Origin of the sequence: Gynuella sunshinyii YC6258 (genome assembly GCF_000940805.1) — a bacterium.
GTDB classification, from domain to species: Bacteria; Pseudomonadota; Gammaproteobacteria; order Pseudomonadales; family Natronospirillaceae; genus Gynuella; species Gynuella sunshinyii.
The window spans coordinates 3906415-3930772 of record NZ_CP007142.1; the positions used below are offsets into that span (position 1 = coordinate 3906415).

A 24358-nucleotide genomic window follows, 5' to 3' on the forward strand; every position below is an offset into this window, starting at 1 on the left:
TTACCCTTCGCCGGTTATGATTCCTGGGTTACTGGTCGGTCAGTTCTGCCGTAATCCGGGCGACTGCCTCATCAATGTCGATATCGTCTCGGGTCATTTCGTCCAACAAATTCAGATAGAACTGTGGGTCATTGCCGGTACGCGGTACGTGACCATGGGCCACCGGAGACGGCTCCACCGCTTGGGTCTGCTCTGCCACCCAGCAGCGCACGGCATCAAACGGATAGGTCGGCAGACTGATTCTGCGCGCCCCGCTTTTGCCATGAAGCAGACTCCAGTCCACCACTTGCCCCTGCACCCAGCTTTGTGCCAGCTGCGACCACTGCCACTCCCGAATCCATTGCTGCTGCAACGCATTCACATCCTGCCGAACCTCCTCACTCTGCCGCTTCGCACCATTGTTTCTGGCCCGACCACGGAATATCCCGCCAGCTTCGGTAGCAGCGCTTTCGTCAGCCAGAAAATCCGTCAGCTTGCGGCATACCTCGGCAATCGAGCCGGCGACAATGGCCAGTCGTTCGGTCATGGCATCACGGCCCAACTGCAGGGTGAATGCGAGGTCGTTCAGGCAGGTTTCTGGATGATCATTGAGGTGATCCAGCAGCTGTCTGGCATAACGCTGCAGCTGTGTCGCTTTGCGGGCAGAAAGCACGATGATGCCAGTACTCTGGAGCGGTTCCCGGTCAGCATCCACGGACTGGCCAACCGGCAGATATTCCTCCAGCACTACATGCGCGTTCACGCCACCAAAGCCAAACGAACTGACCCCGGCCCGGCGCGGTAGCCGCTGTCCGTCGATGCCCTGCTGCGCTTGCCAGTTCTGGGTTTCGCGAACCACGAAGAACGGCGAATCCTGCAAATCGATGTACGGATTCAGGCGCTGGCAATGCAGGCTCGGCACCAGGGTCTGATGTTTCATCTGCAACAGCACCTTGATGACGCCGGCGACGCCGGCGGCGAGTTCCAGATGACCAATGTTGGTTTTCACCGTCCCCAATCCACAGCGCCAGGCCTGTTCGCTGGCCAGCGGCGATGCACCGGCGCTATCGGTCAGTGTTGAAAATGCATTCTTCAGCCCTTCGATTTCCACCGGATCCCCGAGCCGGGTGCCGGTACCATGGGCCTCGATGTAGGTCACCGTGCGCGGATCAACGCCGGCGTTGCGATAAGCCCGCTGTAATACTTCGGACTGCGCTTTGGGATTGGGGGCCGTCAGCGAGCTGGCGCGACCGCCATGGTTTTCAGCGGTACCGCGAATAACCCCGTAGATGTGGTCACGGTCCTGTTCGGCCACACTGAGTTTCTTCAAAAACAGAATGCCGACCCCTTCGCCACGCACATAGCCATTGGCCTGATCGGAGAAGGTTTTGCAGCGCCCGTCTTCGCACAGCATGCCGGCCTTGTTGAAGCTGATGTGCAGATCCGGCGTAACAAAGGTATTGGTGCCACCGACCAGGGCCATGTCACAGCCACCATCACGCATGGCACACACGGCCCGGTGAATGGCGACCAGAGAACTGGAACAGGCGGTTTCAATCGGCTCACTGGGACCATGCAGGTCCAGGTGATAACTCATCCGGTTGGGACCGACGGATGGCACCATGCCGGTAGAGGAATAGCCTTCGATCTGACGCTGACTGCGGGCCATCAGTTTTTCGTAACCGGAAGAACCAGTGCCGATCAGAATCGCAGTATTGGTGCCGGCCAGACTGGCAGCGGAATACCCGGCGTCTTCCATGGCCTTCCAGACGTACAGCATCAACAAGCGCTGTTGCGGGTCCATCTGCTCGGCTTCCAGCGGCGAGATGCCGAAAAACAACGGATCGAATTCGTCGATGGCATCGATAAACCCGCCCCATTTGATGTTGCAGCAACCGGCTTCGCTGTCCGGGTCGCCGTATATCTCACGCCAGTCCCAGCGCTCTGCCGGAACTTCACGGATGCAGTCACGGCCATTGAACAGGTTGTCCCAGAACGCGCGCAGATCCTCTGCCGCCGGGAAACGGCCGGCCATACCAATAATGGCAACGGGTTCCGGCGCATTGGCTGCCGCCGGCGACTGAGCCATTTGTATCGCTGGCTGGCGGCTGAACACCCGTTCTGCCAGCAGCCGATGACCGTTCTGCGCTTTGACCGCCGGGGCATGGCTGGTACCGTTGATTACCGGTGACGCGGCAACCGCAGGTGCCGGTTGCTCAGGCCTGGAGACAGCGACAGCCGGGGCAAAGGTCTCCGGGTATTCACCCATCAGATACTCCGCCAGCCGGCTGACCGTGCTGTACTCAAACAACAACGATGGATTCAGCGCCAGCCGGTATTCATCGTTGATGTGATTGACAAACTGGGTGATGGAAATGGAATCAAACCCGAACGCACTGAGTTGTTCATCGACATCGATGACCTCAACATCGATCTTCAGCAAGCCGGCGATGACCGTTGCCAGGGTTTCCTGTAGATCATCGACAGATGCAGCCGCTGTCGGCGTGGTGACCACAGGTGCTGAGACTTCAGCAGCCACCAGCAGTGACAGCGGTGCAGAAGCACTATTGGGCTTAAGCGGAGATGACACAGCGGGCGTCAGCGCTCCGGTCAGCAACGACTGCAATCGCCCGGTATCACCTGACAGTACCAGTGCCTCGGTTTCATCACCGGCAAACAGACGGTACAGACAGGCCAGTGCGGCCTCGGTGTCGAGGGGCTGCAAGCCGGTTTGAGCCGCCATCTGCCGGATGAGGGCATCATCAAGCTGCATACCGCCGTCACGCCACAATGGCCAGCTGACCGCCAGGGTACGACCGGAACACAATCCCTGTTCCACCCGCTGACGGCGATAATCGGCGTAGCGGTTCATGAATGCATTGGCGCTGGCGTAGTCGGCCTGACCGACATTACCGGTGGCCGCCGCCAGCGAGGAACACAGCAGCATGAAATCCAGTCGCAGATGCTGACTGGCGAGATCGAGATTCACCAGACCGGCCACTTTCGGAGCCATGACCCGGGCGCTCTGGGCCGCATCTTTAGCAACGATACGGGCATCGGCGAGCACACCGGCGCTATGAATAATGCCGTGTAAATCACCATGGTCACGGACGATATCGGCGATTAATGCGGTGACCGCCGGCTGATCCGTCACATCCAGCGAACGGTAGATAACAGTCGCGCCGCGCTGCTGCATGGCCAGAATACGCGCCGTTGCCGCCTCGCTCGGTGCGACCGCACGACCACTCAGAATCAGCACCGGTCGGGTGACTCTGGCGGCGATTTCTTCGGCGAAGATCAATCCCAGACCGCCGGCTCCCCCGGTAATCAGATAAACACCGGCATCTTTCCAGGGCAAGGTATCGGTTTTGGCAGCGCGTTCGAGAGGCTGCCAGCGATGAGTCAGGGTCTGGCCGTTCTGATAACGCAGGCACTGCATGCCTGGCATCCTGCGGGTACGATCCAGCAGTTCAACCAGCTGAACCGGCAGAGTGGTATCGCCAGCCTGCTCGTCCTGATATTCGAGCAAGGTTGCCGACAGTCGTGGGTATTCCAGCTGCGCGGTTTTCAACAGCCCGGTCAGCGCTGCCGACAACGCAGCTTCGCCGGTACCAAACACCACTACTTGCAGACAGGCATCCTGACCGCTGTGCAGCAGGTTCTGAACAATACTCAACAGCCGATCAAAATATTCCTGGAATCGTGCTGCCACAGTCGCCGCCGCAGAGGTGAGGGTCATGCAGTTCACCGGACCCAGCTGTGCCGCCAGCGACTGACAGTAATTGGCGGCGGGTTCACATAACACCAGCCAATGCTGACCGTCAGCAAACGCCACCGGTTGAGCCGATGGTGGCACCAGGGTTTCAACCTGCCAGTGCGGTTTCAACAGCATGACCGAATCAGCCGTTGACTTCGGTTCATTAACCAGCCGGCGGGCACTGAAGCCCTGCATGGACACACACACCCGGCCTTCGGTATCACACAGATCGATGTTCAGTTGCTGCACAGCATCATTGCCATGATTTGGCAATGGCACCACGGTCGCCCACATGTCAGTACCACAGGGATGCAACCACTGCACCCGACTGACGGAGAACGGCAGCATGGGTGCCTGCGCGGTGGCAGATACTGAGTCTGTCAGCACTAATCCCATGGACGCCTGCAACGCCGCATCCATAAGACTCGGTGGCAGGCCATAGGTTTGCAGATGCGAGGCATCCGCTGCCACGGTCTCCGGCAGCCGCAATTGCGCCAGCACCTGCTGATCACCGGTATACAGTCTGGTCATGGCCCGCATACCGGGGCCATAGTAAAGACCGGTCTGGCTCAAGGCCTCATAACACTGTTCGGCACGAATCTCTGTGCCACAGCGTTGCTGCCATTGCGACAGATCGATGCGGGTATCCGCCGGCGTCCCGGACGAATGCAGTATCCGCCCCTGACAGTGCACGGTGCGCCCGGTGGCGGTGTCACTGACGATTTCAAAACCGATGATCCCGTCTTCGCGGGCTGCCAACAGCACATCCACGGCCACACTCTGATCGGCTACCAACGGTGTCAGCCAGACTGCGTTTTCGATGATCAGGGTGGTCTCGTCTTCGGCCTTCAGTTCCAGCGCCAGCGCCGCTGCCGCGCGAGCCATTTCGAGGTAGGCCACACCCGGCAGCACCGGCTGGCCGTTGACCTGATGATCGGCCAGGAAAAAGGCCCCCGGTTGCAACACCGAGCTGAAACGCTGCTCAAAAATAGTTGAGGTATTGCGTTGTACCAGCGGATGCAGATGCCCGGAAACCCCGTGCTGCGATGCCACCGCCTCTGCGGCCGGATGAATCCAGAAGCGTTCGCGACTGAATGGATAACCCGGCAGATGCAACCTGCTCGGTCGTTGCCCCTGATAGAGCAATGACCAGTCGATATTGACGCCCTGAACCCACAGCTCCATCAGCCGGGTGTATTTCTTGCGCGCCACCCACTGCTGTACCAGTTGCTGCAGGTCATCGTCGCCGTTGAACAGGCTGAAGGCATCACGGTTGTTGCGAAGCTGACCACGATAGACATCGGCTATTTCGCGCTCACCATCGATGCAGCACTGTAGCTTGTCCGTCAAAGTGGCCACCGAATCAGCCAGTATCGCCACCCGGCAGGCCATGGCATCACGACCCAGTTGCAGGGTATAGGCCAGATCAGCCAGCGCCGGAACGGCGGAATCGCGCTGTAAGAATGTATGTAATTGCAGCAATTGCTGTTGCAGCCGTTCTTCATTACGCGCCGACAACACAATGACCACCGGATCATCGCTGGACGCTGATGCAACGGCGACAGTACTGCGGTATTCCTCGATCAGTACATGGGCGTTGACACCGCCAAAGCCGAACGAACTGACGCCGGCCCGACGCGGTAATGGCTGCCCGTGACGGTCAGTCAGAACCGGCCAGGGCTGATGATCCTGGACGACATAGAACGGGCTGTCGGTCAGATCGATATACGGATTGAGCGTATCGCTGTGCAGACTGCGGGTCAGGGTCTGGTGTTGCAGTTGCAGCAGCACCTTGATAACCCCGGCCACACCGGCTGCCATTTCCAGGTGGCCGATATTGGTTTTCACCGATCCCAGACCACAGCTGGCCACGGCGATCTCACGGTCATCGCCGGTCCGCTCGCGATATTCGCTGTGCCAGCGCCGGAAAGCAGCTTTGAGACCATTGATCTCGACCGGATCACCCAGCGAAGTACCGGTACCGTGAGCTTCGATATAACTGATGCTGCCCGGTTCGATACCGGCCTTGAGGTAGGTGTCGCACAGCACATCGGCCTGGGCCTGGGCATTGGGAGCCGTTAATGAGTTGGCCCGTCCGCCATGATTTTCAGCGCTGGCGCGGATGACGCCGTAAATGCTGTCACCATCGGCTTCGGCAGCAGCCAGTTTCTTCAGCAACAACATGCCGACCCCTTCGCCACGCACATAGCCATTGGCAGCATCAGAGAAGGTCTTGCAGCGGCCATCTTTCGATAACATGCCGGCACGATGGAAACTGCGGTGCAAATCCAGTGACACCAGGGTATTGATACCACCGGCCAGGGCCAGATTGCATTCCCCCAGAACGATGGACTGACAGGCCCGGTGAATCGCCACCAGCGAGCTGGAACAGGCGGTTTCCACCGGTTCGCAGGGGCCATGAAAATCGAGGAAGAAACTCAGCCGGCTTGGCCCGACCGAGGGCACCAGTCCGGTAGACACATAACCATCATCGAGCAGACCGGCAGCGGCGATGAGCTTCTCATAACCAGTGCTGCCGGTGCCGACAAAAATAGCGGTGTTACTACCGGCCAGACTGTGTGGTCCGTAGCCGGCATCTTCAATCGCTTTCCAGCTGTAGGTCAGCAACAGTCGCTGCTGCGGATCCATGAGTTCGGCTTCACGCGGTGAAATGCCGAAAAACAGCGAATCAAACTCATCAATCGGGTCGATAAACCCGCCCCAGCGGACTTCCGGCAGCTGCTGCCAATCCCAGCGACTGGACGGCACTTCACCGATGCAGTCGCGGCCATTGATCAGGTTGTCCCAGTATTCATCGAGATCCCGCGCCTGCGGGAAACAGCCACTGATGCCGATGATGGCAATCGCCGCCGGGGTTATGGTCGCGGAACCCGCATCAGCACTGGCATCCGGCCGCATAAACCGGCTGACCGCAGCGGACAACTGCGAACGTGGTTGCGCCATTGGCTGCGACACTGCTTGTTCAACCGGCGATGCCGTTGCAGCGCTGCCAGCTTGGTCACCCGATAGCACTTTGAGGCGCTCAGTAAACAATTGCGGCTGGGTATCGATCAGATAGCCCGCCAGTTTTTCCACGCTGGAATGTTCAAAGAACAAGGTTGGACTGAGATCGAGAGACCAGTGCTGGTTCAACACGTTGACGAACTTGGTCAGCGTGATGGAATCAAAACCGAAGGCACTGAGTTCCTGATCGTATTCGATAAAGTCCCGTTCAATCTTGAGCAGTTCGGCAATCAAACCCGCCAGAGTCGACTGAACTTCCTGCTGTAAGGCAGCGGTGTCCGACGACGAATTTTGAGCCGGGCTTTGGGCCACGACTTCACTGACAACGGCCTCAGCGGCTGCGGTTTCAACCGTGGTGGTATCGAGCAGCCGGGTACTGAAGCCACGGATACTGACACAGACATGACCGTCCTGAGCAAACAGATCGAGATCGAATTTCCGGATCTGGCCATCACCGCCACAACGGCGAACCCAGACCCAGAGTTGATCGGGACAGGCAGCGGTGACGGTCAGCTCATCGATGGCAAACGGCAGACTCAACCCGGCCTGCTCGTCCTGCATCACCAGGGCAACGGATGCCTGCAAGGAGGCATCCAGCAGACTGGGATGCAGACCATAGGCCTGACGGTCAGTTTGCAGACCGGCCGGCAGTTTCAGCTCTGCCAGCACTTGTTCCGCGCCCAGATGCACAGCGGCAATCGCACGATGGCGGGCACCGTAGTCCAGCCCGGAACGGGCAAACAGATCATAAATATCGTCTGCCGCCAGCGCTCCATCGGTACAGCAATGCTGCAACTCCGACAATGCCGGCAGATCGCGTTCTGCGATAGCGGCATTGAGACGCACACGGGCCTGGCAATGCAGCTGCGCTGCTTCACCATGGATTTCACATTGCAGCTGTTCGGCTGTCTGTGGCATCAGCACCAGTTCAACGCTGACAGGCTCAGTTGCCACCACCACCGGTTGCAGCCATACCACGTTGGACAAATGAATGGCTGCCGGTTGCGGTTGTGGCACAGACTGCTCCACCGCAGCCCGGATCATTTCCAGATAGGCCACCCCCGGCAGCACCTTCTGCCCCTGAACCCGGTGATCCGCCAGGAAAAACTCACGGCCATCAAAGCGGGAACGGAAACACTGCTGTTGCAGATTGGAGATATTTTGATGCAGCAACGGGTGCAAGCGCGCCGTCGCAGCGGTGCTGGTCAAGGTGGCCGGGCTGTCCACCCAGCAGCGTTGCAACGCGAACGGATAGGTTGGCAGATGCAGACGCCGGACCGGCTCGCCGTCATAACAGCCGGCCCAGTCGATATTGAGTCCTTTGACCCACAGCTCCGCCAGTTTGTGCAGCTTGCCATGACGGAACCATTGCCGCGTGGTTTCAGCAAATTCGGCATCTGAGTCAAACAATTCCAACGCATCGCTCTGTTGTTTGATCTGGCCGGTAAATAATGACTCGGTGCCCTGCTCTGCACTTTCCGGATGATCGATAAAATGTCTCAATCGCTGTTTGAGCTGATTGATGCTGCCGGCAATCACCACCAGACGGCAGTTCATCGCGTCCCGTCCCACCTGCAAGGTGTAACTCAGCGATTTCAACGAAACCTCAGAACCCTTATCAAGATAACGGTATAAATGTTCAACCATCTGCTGCAACTGCGGCAGCGTTCTGGCCGACAACGGCACCAGACATTCACCATTCACTGGCGTAGCTGCTGCGGTCAGAGCATGGCTCTGCGGCTGATATTGCTCCAACACCACATGGGCGTTGGCCCCGCCAAAACCAAAGGAGCTGACCCCTGCCCGTCTTGGCAGTTCGGTGCCTGAGGCATCACTTGCGGCGGCCCATGGCATGGCTTCGCGCACCACGAAAAACGGGCTGTCCTGTAAATCGATATAGGGGTTAAGCTGCTCGCTGTGCAGGCTGGGCACAAGGGTTTCATGTTGCAGCTGCAACACCACTTTGAGGATACCGGCCACCCCGGCTGCAAGTTCCAGATGACCGATATTGGTCTTGACCGATCCGAGACCACAGCGCGCCTGCGCAGCCCTGACCCCTTCTCCGTGCTGTTCATCCCATTCCTGACACAGCGTCTGGTAAGCCGCCCGCAGACCACGGATTTCGATTGGATCACCCAGCTCGGTGCCGGTGCCATGGGCTTCGATATAGCCAATGGAACGTGGATCAATACCGGCCTCGCGATAAGCCCGACACAGTACCTCGGCCTGGGCTTTCGGATTCGGGGCGGTGAGCGAATTGGCGCGTCCGCCATGGTTGACGGCAGCGGCACGCACCACCGCATAGATGCTGTCGCCGGCCTGCTCAGCCAGCTGGCGGGGTTTCAGAAACAGCATGCCGACGCCTTCGCCACGAACATAACCATTGGCTCCGGCAGCAAAGGTCTTACAGCGACCGTCCTCACACAACATGCCGGCCTTGCTGAAACTGATGTGTGCCTGCGGTGTCACAATGGTGCTGACACCACCGACGATGGCCTGATGGCAGTCGCCGTTCTGAATGGCCCGCAGGGCACGATGCATGGCGACCAGGGAACTCGAACAGGCAGTCTCCACCGGTTCGCTCGGACCATTGAGATTGAGCAGAAAACTGATGCGGTTGGGACCGACCGATGGCACCACACCAGTGGATGAAAATCCTTCCAGCGCCACGCCGGACTGCTGCACCAGGTGATCGTAACCGGTATTGCCGGTGGCAATAAAAACGCCGGTACTGCTGGCCGCCAGACTGCCAGGCGCATAGCCGGCATCTTCGATAGCTTTCCAGACATACAGCATGGCCAGCCGCTGTTGCGGATCCATCAGCTCGGCTTCACGCGGCGAAATACCGAAAAACAGCGGATCAAACTGATCCACGCCATCGATGAATCCACCCCATTTGACATTGCAGCGGTTGTCTTCTGTCTTCGGATCACCGTAGAACGCCCGCCAGTCCCAGCGATCTGCCGGAATTTCACTGATGCAGTCACGGCCGTGCAACAGGTTGTCCCAGAACACATCCAGAGTGGCTGCCTGCGGGAAACACCCGCTGATACCGACGATGACGATATCGTCGTGAGCAATCTTTGCGGATACCGGGTTCACCGGCTGATGGCCAAAATTGAACGGCCGTTTTTGCAGCCCGGCGGAGCCAGAGGCAACTGCTTTCGTCATGGCCATCGGCGCGGATGCCGGCATGGGGGCCAGAGCGCTGCTATCGGGTTCCACAAAGGCGTGCAGATGACCGTCGACGAAATGATCCCGCAGGGCACGAATGGTGGGATATTCAAAAAACAGCGTCGGACTCAAAGCCAGACCATAGGTTTTATTGAGGTTGCTGGTGAACTGGGTCAGGGACACGGAATCAAACCCGAAGGCACTCAGCTCGTCGTCAATATCGATATCGCTGTGATCCAGCTTTAACAGGGCCGATACGGTATCAACCAGAATGGCCTGGATTTTCCGCCCGACGCGGTCCTGATCCACACCGGTAGCGGGAGTACTGACCCGGCTCACACTTTGAACACTGGCTGCCAGAGGTTGAGCCGGTTTGACCGCTGTCACCGACAGAACCTGGCGAATCTTCGCCAGCTCGCCTTCGGCAATAACCGTTTGACCACGACCGGTATGAAGACACTGATACAGCGCATGCATGCCGTTCTGTGTGCTCAGCGCCACCATGCCGGTGCGCTGCTGCATCAGGGTTTCACTGGCGGCATCGATGTGCATACCGCCGTGCTTCCACAGCGGCCAGTTCAAGGACAGGGTTTTGCCCCGGCAGACGCCACGCGCCAGCAGGCCGTTACGGTAATGGGCGTAAGCATCCATAAAGGCATTGGCAGCGGCATAATCCACCTGTCCGACATTACCAAAGGTGCCGGCAATAGAGGAAAACAGCAGCATGAAATCCAGATCGAAATCACGGCTGGCCAGGTCCAGATTCACCAGTCCGGTCACTTTGGGAGCCAGCACGCTGGAAAACTGCTCGCTGGTTTTCTGGCGGATAAAACTGTCGGCAAGAACACCGGCGCTATGGATGATGCCGTTGACGGCACCGTAACGCTGTCTGACATCCTCAAGCAGTTCGGCAACCGCGGCATAGTCGGTGACATCCACCGCGCGATACTCAACCTGAACGCCATGACCGGCCAGTTTTTGCAGTTCCGCATCGCGTTCGGCAGTCAGACTGGAACGCCCCGTCAGCACCAGATTCACATCGCTGACCCGGCCGGCGATTTCTTCCGCCAGCAAGCGTCCCAGTCCACCGGCACCACCGGTAATCACGTAGGTGCCGCCGGTACGCCATGGGCAGCCACTGGCTGCGACCATGGATGTTTCCTGCCATCTCAACTGTTCGCACTGCTGCTGGCCCTCGCTCTGCTGGCAATAGCGCAGATGCACGGGCGCGCCGGCGTAGTGATTGTCCTGCAATTGTTGCAGCAGTTGTCCGGCATCGGCGTCGGTTTCAATCAGCTGCCCGCTCACATTCGGGTTTTCCTGCCAGGCGCTCATCAGCATGGCCATCAGCCCGGCAAACAGTTGCTGTTCATCGCCTGGATCATCAAAACGCCGAGGCACCACGATCTGCACCAGACAGGGCCGGCCACGCGGCTGTTCCATGCGGCTTTTGAGGACCGCGAGCAACTCGGCAAAATAATGCTGATAACGCTCCGCCACCGATGCCGAAGCGTGTTGCAGGCGCCGGATCTCAGCCGCCCCAGGCAGTTTCTGCAATGCCGACCACAAAGACTCATCGGGCTCGCAGCAGAACACCATAATGTCTTCGGCAGCCACCGCTGTGGTGACTGTATCCGTGGTTTTTGGCTGCCACACCGGCTCCAGCATTAACAGATTGTCTGGATGAACCGGTGCTGGCGTCACACGGCTGGCTGACGGCATTGTTGTGGTGGTACGGGAACTGAAACCTTGCAGGCGCACGCATAAGCGCCCTTCGGCATCGCAGAGATCCAGATCCAGTTTCAGTACCCCATCCACTTGCTCGGCGGCCGGGCGAATCCAGACCCACATTTCAGCGCTGCATTCGGCAAACAGCTGCAACGATTCGAGGGCAAATGGCAGCGCTGGCGACAACTTGCTATCGAGATGCTGCAACTGCTCCGCAGTCATAAAGAACGGCAACGCACACTGCAACGCGCCATCGAGCAGGCTCGGATGCAACACATAACCGGTTTCGGAAGCAATGGCCGATGGCAGGCACAGCTGCGCCAGCACTTCTGATTCCCCGCGCAGCAGTTGCTGCATCACCCGATGGGCCGGACCATAGTCGATACCCATGGCGCTGAATGCATCGTAGCAACGGGTCACATCCATCACCGTTGCCCCACAACGTTGTTGCAGGGCTGGCAGATCCAGCTGGGGACGTTGAGGCCGGACACAGGACACCACCCGTCCCTCGGAAAACACCCGCCTGTCCTCTTTAGTACCCTCTCCAGCACCCTCTCCAGTACAAACCTGATAACTCAGGCTGCCATCGCTCTGAGGTTGCAATTGCAGTTGGATATGGGTTGGACCGTCGACCACACAGGGGCGCAGCCAGACCACGTTTTCGATGGCCAGCATCGATGCGTCGGTGTCGGAGTGGTCTTCCAAGGCATGCATCGCCGCTGCCCGTACCATTTCCAGATAGGCCACACCTGGCAATACCGGCTGACCATTAAGGCGGTGATCACGGAGGAACAACTCGTTGCCCTGATAACAGGCAGTAAAACTTTGCCGATACAGGGTGGAGGTATTCTGATGCAGCATTGGATGCAGCCCGACAAGCGGACTGCTCGAAGCGATGGGTGTCACTGTATCGGCAGTGCCTTCGGTGCTGCCCTGTAACCCGGTGCCGTTGTACCAGTAACGGTCACGCGTAAATGGATAGGTCGGCAGACTGATGCGACGCGGTTTTGCCGCACCGTAAAATTCATTCCAGTTTAGATCCAGGCCACTGACCCATAACCGCAGCAGTTCGGGATAATGCCGCTGGGCGATCCAGTCGCTCAGCTGCTGCCGGCATTCAGGATCAGTTTTATAAGGCGCAATGATGTCTCTGCCGGTTTTGACCGAAGCGTACAACGTGCCGTTGTCGGCCTGGATGGCCTGAGGATCCTGGGCATCGATAAAACCCTGCAGTTTTTGCATGAGTTCAGAGATGGAATGACACAGCAATGCCAGTCGGGTTTCCATTGCCTCGCGGCCGGTTTGCAGGGTGTACGCCAGCGCCGGCAGGGTGATCGCTTCGTTTTCCTGTTTCTGTAACCAGGCCAGTAACTGTTGTGCCCGCTCCAGCAATCGCGGTGCGGTTCTGGCGGACAGCACTATGGGCAGCGGCTCATCGACGACGACCGTTGCTGGTGCTGGTGCGCTGAACTCCTCGATCAGCAGATGGGCGTTGGAACCGCCGGCCCCAAATGACGAAATACCGGCAATGCGAGGGTATTCCGTGCGGCGGCCATCGATCTCCAGCACCGGGCGATGCCATTCAGCCAGCTGCTGTTGCAGCACAAACGGACTGGCATCGAAGTCGATATTGGGATTCAGGGTGCTGGCATGCAGAGACGGCACCAGCTGACGATGGCGCAATTGCAGCAGTACTTTGGTCAGAGCGGCAATACCGGCGGCGCTTTCACAATGTCCGATATTGGATTTGGCCGAACCGATGGCACAAAAGCCAACGTCATCGGTATGTTCGCGGAAGGCCTTGTTCAACCCGGCGATTTCGATCGGGTCGCCAAGGGAGGTGCCGGTCCCGTGAGCCTCGATATAACTGACGGTTCTCGGATTGACCCCGGCATCACGATAAACCCTGGCAATCACCGCAGCCTGGGCATTGGGATTGGGGACGGAATACCCATTGGTGCGACCGCCGTGGTTGATGGCTGAGCCTTTAATGACGCCATAAATATGATCGCCATCGGCCAGCGCCCGGGTTAATGGCCGCAGCAGTACCGCGCCAACACCTTCACCGGGCACATAACCTTCACCGCCGATACCGAAACTTTCACAACGTCCCTTGCTGGAGACGTACTTACCCTGACCGAGCATCAGATATTTATTCGGATGCACCGACAGGTTGACCCCACCGGCAATAGCCGCATGACATTCATTGCGGATCAGACTCTGACAAGCCAGATGAATAGCGGTCAAAGACGATGAACACATGGTATCGAGGGCCATGCTCGGGCCATGGAAACCACAGTAATAGGAGATCCGGTTGGCGATGGAGGCCGGACTGCCAGACAGCGCAATGGCGCGGCCGCGCTGAGTTTCCTCGGCACCGTACAGCTGGTACTCCTCGTACATAACGCCCACGTAAACACCAATGGCCGCCTCACTCTCACCACCGCAGGCATCGATCAGGCTGGCGCGGGTATAACCGGCATCTTCCAGGGTTGCCATGGCACATTGCAGAAACAAACGCTCCTGCGGATCCAGAATTTCCGCCTCACGCGGAGAAATATTGAAATACAGTGGATCAAACTCATCGACGCCTTCGATAAATCCGCCCCATTTGCTGTAGGTCTTACCGACGGCTTCTTTATCGGCATCGAAATAACGCGAGTGGTCCCAGCGTTCGGCCGGAATTTCCGTGACACAATCGCGCCCGTCACGCAGGTTCTGCCAGAAGGCATCGATGTCACGCGCCTGCGGATAACGTCCGGCCAGACCGACAATGGCGATTTCCAGGGATCCGGATTCTGCCGCAGTGGTCACGGCGGCGGTGCGGGCAGCAAAACGATGGCTGCGTGGTCGGCTGGCCGCAACGATAGCACGCTGATCGCGACTGACCTCTGCTACGGCCTTGTGAGTGCCGGCGCTTTCCGGTGCCAGACGCTGAGTCAGGGTGGCATGGTGGTGACGGATAAAATACTGGCTCAGAGACTGAATATTGAGATATTCAAAAAACAGCGTTTTTGGTAAGGGCCCAAAGATGGTTTCCAGCTGATTGGTCAGACGGACCACCAGAATGGAATCGATGCCGTATTTTTCCAGCGCCGCATTGGCCTCGATCTGATGCGCCGGCAATTCAATCACCGTTGCCAGCTGTTCAGTCAGAAACGCCACCACGGCGGTTTCAAAGCTTTTATCCAGCTGAGGGCTTTTTTCTGGCTGAGGGCTCTCTTCCGGCTGAAGGCTCCCTTCCAGCTGAGGGCTCTTATCTGGCTGAAGGCTCTTATCCGATTGAACGATCTCCGCCATCACCGGCCGGCTGTTCACCCTCGCCGTACTGGCTGTCACCTGCTGCCGCAGGCGATTCACGTCTCCGCTCAGGATCAGTAATTGATCAGCGTTTGAACTCCAGGCCTGATAAAACCGTTCAAGCCCGGTGAGACTGGCCATGGGGGCCAGACCACTGCTGCGCCACAGGCTTTGCAGGGTGGCCTCATCCACGTTCATACCACCGTCACGCCACAACGGCCAGTCCAGGGCCAGGGTCCGGCCATGGCGTTGACCGGCTCGCAGCAAGGCATTGCGATAACCGGCGAACGCATCCAGAAAACCATTGGCAGCGGCATAATCGACCTGACCGGCATTGCCCATGGCTCCGGCCGCCGATGCAAACAGGCAGATAAAATCGAGTTCGATATCACGGGTGGCAGCATCGAGGTTAATGATGCCCATGACTTTCGGTGCCATGACCGTCGCCAGCTCAGAGGCGGTTTTACGGGTCAGGTAGTTATCCTGTATCACCCCGGCACTGTGAATGATGCCGTTCAGGCGGCCATAATTGGCTTGAATGTCCTCGACCAGACGGTTCACGGCATCGGCATCATTGATGTCACAACGATGATAACGAATCCGGATACCTTCGCTGCTCAGTGCAGTGAGGCGCTTTTGCACCTCATCACTGAGCGCCTGACGGCCAGTCAGAACGATAGAGGCCTGACTGATACGGCGGGTAATCTCTTCGGCAAACAGTAATCCCAGAGCACCGGCACCCCCGGTGATCAGATAAACCCCCTGCTCCTGCCAGACGGTTTTGACGGTTTCCAGAGTGTCTGCCGGCCGCCACTGCTGCACTTCCCGCTGCTCATGACGGTAACGGACCGTTTCGACCCCGGCACAGGATTGCAGCCTGTGATGTTCAGCCCGCAGCTGCTGTACCTGGGTGGTCAATGGCTGGGCCTGATCAAGTTCCAGCAATTGTGCCCGGAAACCCGGAAATTCTTTGGCCGCTGTTTTCAGCATGCCCGCCAGACCGTGGTAAAGACCGGCGATATCGGCTTGATGATCAGTCGCCGCAAACACCACGATCTGCATCATGGCCGGTTCGCCATGGCTCTGGCCCAAGCGTTGTTGCAAACGTTCCAGCACGCCTTCGGCACAAGCCTGATAGTCATCGCCGATATGACCGGATGCACCGTGTAAATGCTGACAATGCACGCCCGGCAGCTGCGCCTGTAAGGCCTGATCGAGGCCGGCCGGTGCGGCGATCAGCAGAATATCCGCCGGCCCGGTCGGTCCAGTGGACAAGCCGTTGGTCGGCAAAGATTGCGGCTGCCAGTCGGGTTCAAAGGCAATACTTCCACTCTCCAAGGTTTCAATCGCCGCCATCTCCCGGGCGCTGAAACCCCGCAAACGAACGCAAACCTGGCCATGATCATCCAACAGATCGATGTCCATGCGGATGACATCGGCGCTGCTATCGGCACTGCGGCGTATCCATACCCAGGGTTGTGCCGGCACAGCGGCAACCAGTTGCAGTTCATCCAGAGCGAATGGCACAGCGGTACGCAGTAGTTGTTGGGACGCCGTCAGTGTCAATGCCACCGCCGCCTGTAAGGCCGAATCCAGTAGGCCGGGATGCAGCAGATAGGATTGCCCGGAGGTTTTATCGGTCAGCGCGACTCTGGCCAGCACCTGATCGTCACCACGCTGCACGGCGGTCAGCAACCGGTGCGCCGGGCCATATTCGATGCCTGCCTGGGCAAACTGTTGGTAGAGATGATCGATCTCCAGCGGTTCACGGCAGCTGTTTTGCAGCGCCGTTAACTCCACATGATCCTGCTGTGGGTCTGACAATGCTGCGACATAACCACTGCAATAAACGGTATCGTTCGAGTGGCTGCGCGAGTTGCCATAGACGGAAAAACCGATGCGCCCATGGGCATCCGGGATCAGTTCCAGAGCCACCTCGCCACCACGGCAGGGCTGCATCCACACCACATTGCTCAGGCTGACCGCATCGAATGCCTCATCACTGGCGGCTGCGAGGGCGGCACGGGCCATTTCCAGATACGCCACGCCGGGCAGAATGCGCTGTCCATGAATCTGATGATCGTGCAGGAAAAATTCCTCACCGCTGAAAACCGAGCTGAAGCGCTGTACTGCCAGCGTCGAGGTATTACGGTGTAATAAAGGATGCAGCACTGCGGTTTGTGCCAATGCCGGTGAGGTGTCGTTCAGGCGTTCGGCGATCCAGTACGGATCACGCGCAAATGGATAACCCGGCAGACTGACAATCGCCGGGCGAACGGCATAACCGACATCATTCCAGTCGACCTTCAAACCGTTGACCCAGAGTTTCAGCAGTTTGTGGTACTGCCGCTGTTGCAGCCAGGTATGAATGGTCTGTTGAAACTCAGCTTCGGTGAATACGCTGTAGACATCTTTATGATCCTGGACCTGACCGAGATAGCAGTCCTCGATGGCGGTTTCGCCGTTGAGGTATTGCTGCAAACGCTCGCAGGCTGCTGGCAATGAATCCACCACCATGGCCAGTCGCACGTCCATGGCTTCACGTCCGGTGCTCAGGGTGTAGGCAATGTCCGCCAGTGCCAGTTGTTCGCCTTCGTGTTGCAGAAATTCCAACAGCTGCTGGGCACTGGCCTTAAGGCGGGTTTCGTTTTTGGCCGACAACAGCAAGGCCTGAGGGCCCGCTGGTAATGGCTGCGGGGTTGCCTGTGAGGGCTGATATTCCGAGACCAGCAGGTGTGCATTACTGCCACCGGCACCAAATGACGAAACTCCGGCAATACGGGGATATTCCCTTGCCACGCCCTGCTCCTCAAGCACCGGGCGCGACCACGCCGCAACCTGGCGTTGCAGCACAAACGGGGTTTTATCGAGATTCAGATTGGGATTGAGGGTTTGCGCGTGCAGGCTCGGCACCAGGGTCTGGTGCTTCAGTTGCAGCACGATCTTGGTCAGGCCGGCAATGCCGGCGGCGGCTTCAAGGTGACCGATATTGGATTTGGCCGACCCCAGCGCACAGTATTGGGTCTCGGCGGTATCCTGCCGGAACGCCTGGGTCAGGCCGGTGATCTCAATGGGATCTCCCAGAGATGTGCCGGTGCCATGGGCTTCAAGATAGCTGACCGCACGGGCGTTGATTCCGGCATCTTTCAGCGCCGCCCGGATCAGCTGCCGCTGGGCAACCGGATTGGGCACGGTAAAACCGCTGGTTTTGCCGCCATGATTGATAGTGGCCCCGAGAATCAGCGCATGAATCTGATCGCCCTGCTGTTCGGCCAGGGACAGAGGTTTCAGCAACACCGAACCAACCCCTTCTCCGGGCACAAAGCCGCTGCCATCAGCACCGAAGCTGCGGCATTTACCATCCACCGATAACATATTGGCAGCACACATTGAACGATAGGCCGCCGGATGCAGGTACAGATTCACCCCACCGGCAATGGCCATCTCACAACGACCATGAGCCAGATGTTCACAGGCTTCATAAATAGCCGTCAACGAAGACGAGCACATGGTATCGATGGGCATGCTCGGCCCATCGAGGTTCATGATGTAGGACAACCGGTTGGCGACCGAACCGAATGAAGTGCGCGGAAAAGTGCTTTCACCCTGCTGCCACAGCGCCGGGCCATACAGCTCAAATCCGGTTTTGGTGATGCCGACAAATACGCCGACCCGGCCGTGATGCTGGCGGGCGATTTTGTCGCGGGTATAACCGGCATCTTCAAAGGTATGCCAGCAGCTTTCCAGGAACAGCCGCTCCTGTGGGTCTATTTCCTGGGTTTCGCGCGGTGACAGACCAAAAAACAAGGGATCAAAAGCCGCAAAATCGGTAATGAAACCACCCCATTTGCTATAGCTTTTTCCGGCGACAATCGCGGCGTTGCGATCGGCCAGATAAAAATCATCCAGCGACCAGCGCTCAGCCGGAATCTCACTGACGCTGTCCCGGCCTTCACGCAGGTTCGCCCAGTATTCCCGCAGATTGGCAGCACCGGGATAACGGCCGCTGATCCCGATAATGGCGATGGGTTCACGGCCCTGATCACCATTACTGACGGGCTTTGGTGCTGTTGTCACCGGAGCGCTGGTGATGCGGCTGACCCGCTCATCCACCCGTGAGGCGGCCGCTACCGGCGCGACTGTCAGAGGCTTGGCGGCAGACTGATCCAGTCCGGTCCAGCGCAGACACTCCGAACGATAATCCTGCAACAAGTATTGCGCCAAAGCCGACAGGGTCTGGTATTCATAAAACAGGGTTTTGGACAGCTCACCAAAGACATCATCGAGGCGGCGGTTCAGCTGCGTGATGACAATGGAATCAATGCCGTATTCTTCCATCGGCGCATCGGCATCGAGGCTGTCGGCTTGCATCTTGGTAACCCGGGAAAACACGCTTTTCAGCTGGAACAGGGTTTTTTCCAGCAAGCGCGCGTCATCAACGCCAGTATTGACTTCAACACCAACACTGACTTCAACACGGGCATCGGCGGAATCGGATACCGGCGCTGCCGCCATAACCGCATTTTGCCGGGGCTGAAACAGCGCCTGCACGGCCTGAGGCTCACCGCACGCCACAGCAAACTGGCCGCCCTGACTCTGGCTCAGGCGATACAGCGCCTGCCAGCCGTCGGCGGTGGTCAGCGGCATCAATCCAAGCTCTGCCAGCTGCGCACGGGTGGTAGCATCCATTTGCATGCCGCCGTCAGCCCATAATGGCCAGTTCAGTGACAGGGTGATGCCATGACGCTCGCCCTGCCCGGCCAATGTCCGGCGGTAAGCGGCATATTGATCCATAAAGCCATTGGCAGCGGCGTAATCGGCCTGACCGACATTGCCAAGCGCACCCGCCAGGGATGAGAACATCCAGAAGAAATCGAGATCAACCGAGTGACTGGCGTTGTCGAGGTTGATCAGGCCGCTCACTTTGGGTGCCAGCACCGCCTCAATGTCAGCCGCTGATTTACGCAGAATAAAGTCATCGCGAATAACGCCGGCCGCGTGAACGATGCCATTCAAGGCACCGTACTGTTGCAGAATGTCGCTGACCAATGCTTCAACCGCCGCCGCGCTGGCCACATCCACAGAGCGATATTCAAACCGGCCATCACCAACACCCAGGCTTTCGAGCTGGGGCGCGGTGGCCGAACGACCGACCAGTATCACCCGGGCATCCGGGGTACGGACAACAATTTCCTTCGCCAACAGCAGACCCAGTCCACCGCCACCACCGGTAATCAGATAGACCCCTTTTTCTTTCCAGGGAACCGGCACCAGCTCCGCAGCGGCGGCCACCGGCTGCCAGCTCAGAGACTGTAGTTGTCCCTGCTGGAGCGCAAAACGTCCGGCACCACACCGAGCCAGCAGCCCTTGCAGCTGGGTGGCCGCCATAACAGCCACCGGCAGTTCCAGCTGGGCGACCTGCAGGCGTGGATATTCCCGTTGTGCGGTCTGCAACATCGCATACAGACCGGCACTGAGCGGATCATTGAACAACACCAGTTGGATCAACGCCGGCTGCCTGGCACGATCCGCCAGCCGTTGTTTCAGCAATCCAGCCAGGGCAATACAGTACTCACGATAACGACCGGAAGCTTCACGCTGATCACTACTGAGAGTGGCGACATCAAGCCCCATCGCGAGCAGCTCTTCCGCCACCGTTGCCGGCGGCTGGCAGAGAATGACCAGAGAGTCAGCAGTGCCGTTAGCATTGCTTTCACTGGCCACCCAGTCAGGCCGTAACAGTACCAGCTCTCCCGCTTTCAAAGCTGCGGTTGTCGGTTCTGCCATTGACAACCCCGTGGCAGGCACCGGGCTGTCGACCTGGGCCAAATCATCGGTCGCAGCACGGCCCGCCGGCACCATTCGAACGCCTGCGAGGCCCTGATTCAGGGTTGCCGCGGTGGTATCCGGGGCCCAATAACGATCTTTGCCAAATGGATAACCTGGCAGACTGATCCGGAATGGCCGGCTGGCGGCTTCACCATAACAGCGATGCCAGTTGACTCTGGCTCCCTGAACCCACAACGCCAGCAGCTGTCGCAGTGCTTCGGCATTCACGGGCGAGTCGTTCAACAGCGTTTCAACGGCCTGACCATGATTGCTCTGACGGTCCCGACCGAGACTGCCGTAATAGATATCCTGCGCCGGTAAATGCTGCGATTGGGTAATGAACTGGTCGAGTTTTGTCTGTAACTCAGCCACATCATTGACGATCAGACCGAGCCGCACATTCATCGCTTCACGCCCGACCTGGAGGGTATAACTGACGTTACGCAACAGCGCCTCAGCAGAGGCGGAGGTAGTGCCAAGGGCCGTCAACGCTCTGGACAACTGCCCGGCTCGCTGACTCAGCTGCGCGGACGTTCTGGCCGATAATACGATTGCAACGGGTAAACCATGTTCAGACATGAGTTCATCTTCGCTCTGTTGAGAAGAGTCCTGATACTCTTCGATGATGATGTGGGCATTGGCCCCGCCAGCGCCAAACGAGGAAACACCGGCAATGCGGGGGTATTCACGGGTTTCGCCGTCGATGCTGACCACCGGGCGCTGCCAGTCAGTCAGTGCGGTCTGCAACACGAACGGGGTTTCGGCGAAATTGATATGAGGATTGAGCTGCTCGGCATGCAGACTGGGCACCAGCTGGCGGTGCTGTAACTGCAACAACACTTTGGCAACACTGGCGATACCGGCTGCTGCTTCGGCATGGCCGAGGTTGGATTTCACCGAGCCGATGGCACAGAAACCGACATCTGCGGTATCCCGCTGGAATGCCTGGGTCAGACCGTAAATCTCGATCGGATCACCCAGTTCGGTACCGGTACCGTGGGCTTCGATGTAGCTCACCGTGCGGGCATGCACGCCGGCCCGTTGCAGTACTGTACTGATCAGTTCTCCCTGGGCTGCCGGACTTGGAACGGTGTAGCCATTGGTTCTGCCACCGTGATTGATGCCGGTACCACGGATGACACCATAAATATGGTCGTGATCTGCCTGCGCCCGTGCCAGCGGTTTGAGCAGAATCGCACCTATGCCTTCGGCCGGCACAAAACCATCGGCCCCGGCGGCGAAACTGCGACACTCGGCACCGTTGCTCAGCATGCCGACGGAACACAGTTCGATATAGCTTTTCGGATGCAGATACAGATTCGCGCCACCGGCGATGGCCATGTCGCATTCACCGCGCAGCAGATGCTCGCAAGCTTCATGGATGGCAGTCAGCGACGATGAACACATGGTATCCACCGGCATGCTCGGGCCACGCAGATTGAGCAGGAAAGACACCCGGTTGGCGGTGGAACTCAGCGACGCCCGGGTCATGACCGGCTCATCATCCGGACATTGTTGTCCAAACAGCGCGAAGTCGGTGCGGGTGACTCCGGCGAACACCCCTACCCGGTTGTCAAACTGGTCGGCCAGGGTATCGCGGTTGTAACCGGCGTCTTCAAAAACATCCCAACAAGCCTGCAAAAACAGACGTTCCTGAGGATCCATACTGTAGGCATCGCGTGGGCTCAGACTGAAAAACAACGGATCGAATTCATCAAAACCGCTGATAAATCCGCCCCATTTGCTGTAGCTCAGTCGCTGATCCATGGCTTCCTGACGATCCGGATGGAAGAAACCATCCAGCGACCAGCGCTCAACCGGAACCTCGCTGACGCAGTGCCGGCCTTCGATCAGATTGTGCCAGTACTCGGTCAGATCATTGGCCATCGGGAAGCGTCCGCTCAGGCCAATGATGGCAACGCCGGAACGTGACTGTTCACGGCTCTCCGGTTCCTGATGGTGACGGACATCGGCCGCCAGAACGGTCCGACCGGCGATCAATGGACGGTTAGCCGGAACCGCCGCTGTCATCACTTCGACTGTGGTAGTGGATACCGGCGTGCCGAGCTGTTGCAGCAAGGTCTGTTTTTCGGTGTTGAGAAAATGCCGTGCCAGCGCTGCGACGGTCTGGCAATCAAACAACAGGGCACTGTTCACATTGGCAAAAACCTTGCGCAGCTCGTTGGTCAGACTGGTGACCAGAATAGAGTCAATACCATAGGACTCCATGGCCACGTCCGGATCGATCTGCGGTGCCGGCATCTTCAGTACATCAGCGACCATGGCACAGAAATAAGCGGTGGCCTGCTGCAACAGTGACTGATCGTCCGCCCCTGCCGGAACCATAGCCGCCGGCGTGGTACGACTGGTGTCAACGCTGGCTGCTCTGGCCGCTGCAACGGGTTGAGCGCCTGCGGCGGGTAGAGCGCCTGCGGCGGGTAAAGAGCCAGGCACAGCAGCCGGGGCCTCGACTGCCAGCGGCTGCCGGCTCACACCATTACTGCGGGCCTGCACTACCTGTTGACCAAGGTAATGATGGGCTTTGGCCGGGAATCCAACCGCGGTAAAGCCCTCGGCTTCCAGAACGGTCTGCCAGTGTTCGCTGCTGAGCAGTGGTGATCCCGGAATCCGCAGGGATTCATCTTCATACAACCACCAGCCGTCCAGCAGACCAAAGGTCAGATGAGTGAACAGATGATTGTCACTGAGTTCGTTGACCAGTAATTCGCCACCACTACGCAACAGCGCTTTGGTATTTCTGAGGGTGCGGCGCATGTTCGGCGTGGCATGCAGAACATTGGTGGCGATGGCAAGATCGAAACTGCCGGGGACGATATCCTGACCGTGCAAGGCATTACTGACGTTAAGGAAACGATAACTCAGGAACGGATTGTCCGGCCCGAAGGTGGTTTCCGCATGCATCAGGAAGGCTTTGGAAATATCGGTGTAACAGTACTCTTCAATATGCTGCTGATAAGGTTTGAGATGTTTCAGCACCACGGCACTGGTGCCACCGGTACCGGCACCGATCTCGACAATACGAATGCGGGCACTGGCATCGGCCTGCAATCGCCGCTCGATCCAGTTCACCACAGCAGCGGCAAGGGTTTCGTTGAAATAATCGGCCACCGCATTGTTGCGATACACCCCTTCCACCTTGGCCATGGAGGCATTCGGAAACAGTACTTCAGTGGCCGGCAATTGGCCGCTGAGGACTTCAGGCAAGGCGTTCAGACAGGCATCCACCAGATTGATCTGTGCCACCAGCGCCGGATTCTGTTGCCATGTCTGGCGTTGTTGCTGCCATTCCTGCCAGACCGTCTCGCGCTGCAAACTGGTATCCACCGTCACCGCGCTGTTGAGCATAAACCGCTGCTGTTCATCGCGTTGCAGATAGCCTGAAGCTTCGAGGACCTGCAGACTCTGTTCAAGCCAGCGCTGGTACGCCGGGGCCACTTGTGCCTGCAAGGTGGCCAGGGTCGCCGGCAGATCGGCAAACAGTCCATGGGCCTGCAATTGCACCCACAACACCCGGGCCATGAACATTTCCGCCGTGCGCATCTGCCG

The 24358-nt window shown here is 58.4% G+C and carries 1 protein-coding gene (cut by a window edge); it reads right to left on the minus strand.

The window, feature by feature from the left end; translation table 11 throughout:
- Positions 1 to 28: 28 nt before the first annotated feature.
- Positions 29 to 24358, minus strand: partial view of an SDR family NAD(P)-dependent oxidoreductase gene (locus YC6258_RS29905; protein ID WP_044617922.1) — the 3' portion only. 17250 nt of this gene lie beyond the right edge of the window; only the last 24330 of its 41580 coding nucleotides appear in the window; its start codon lies beyond the right edge, outside the window; it ends in the stop codon at positions 29 to 31.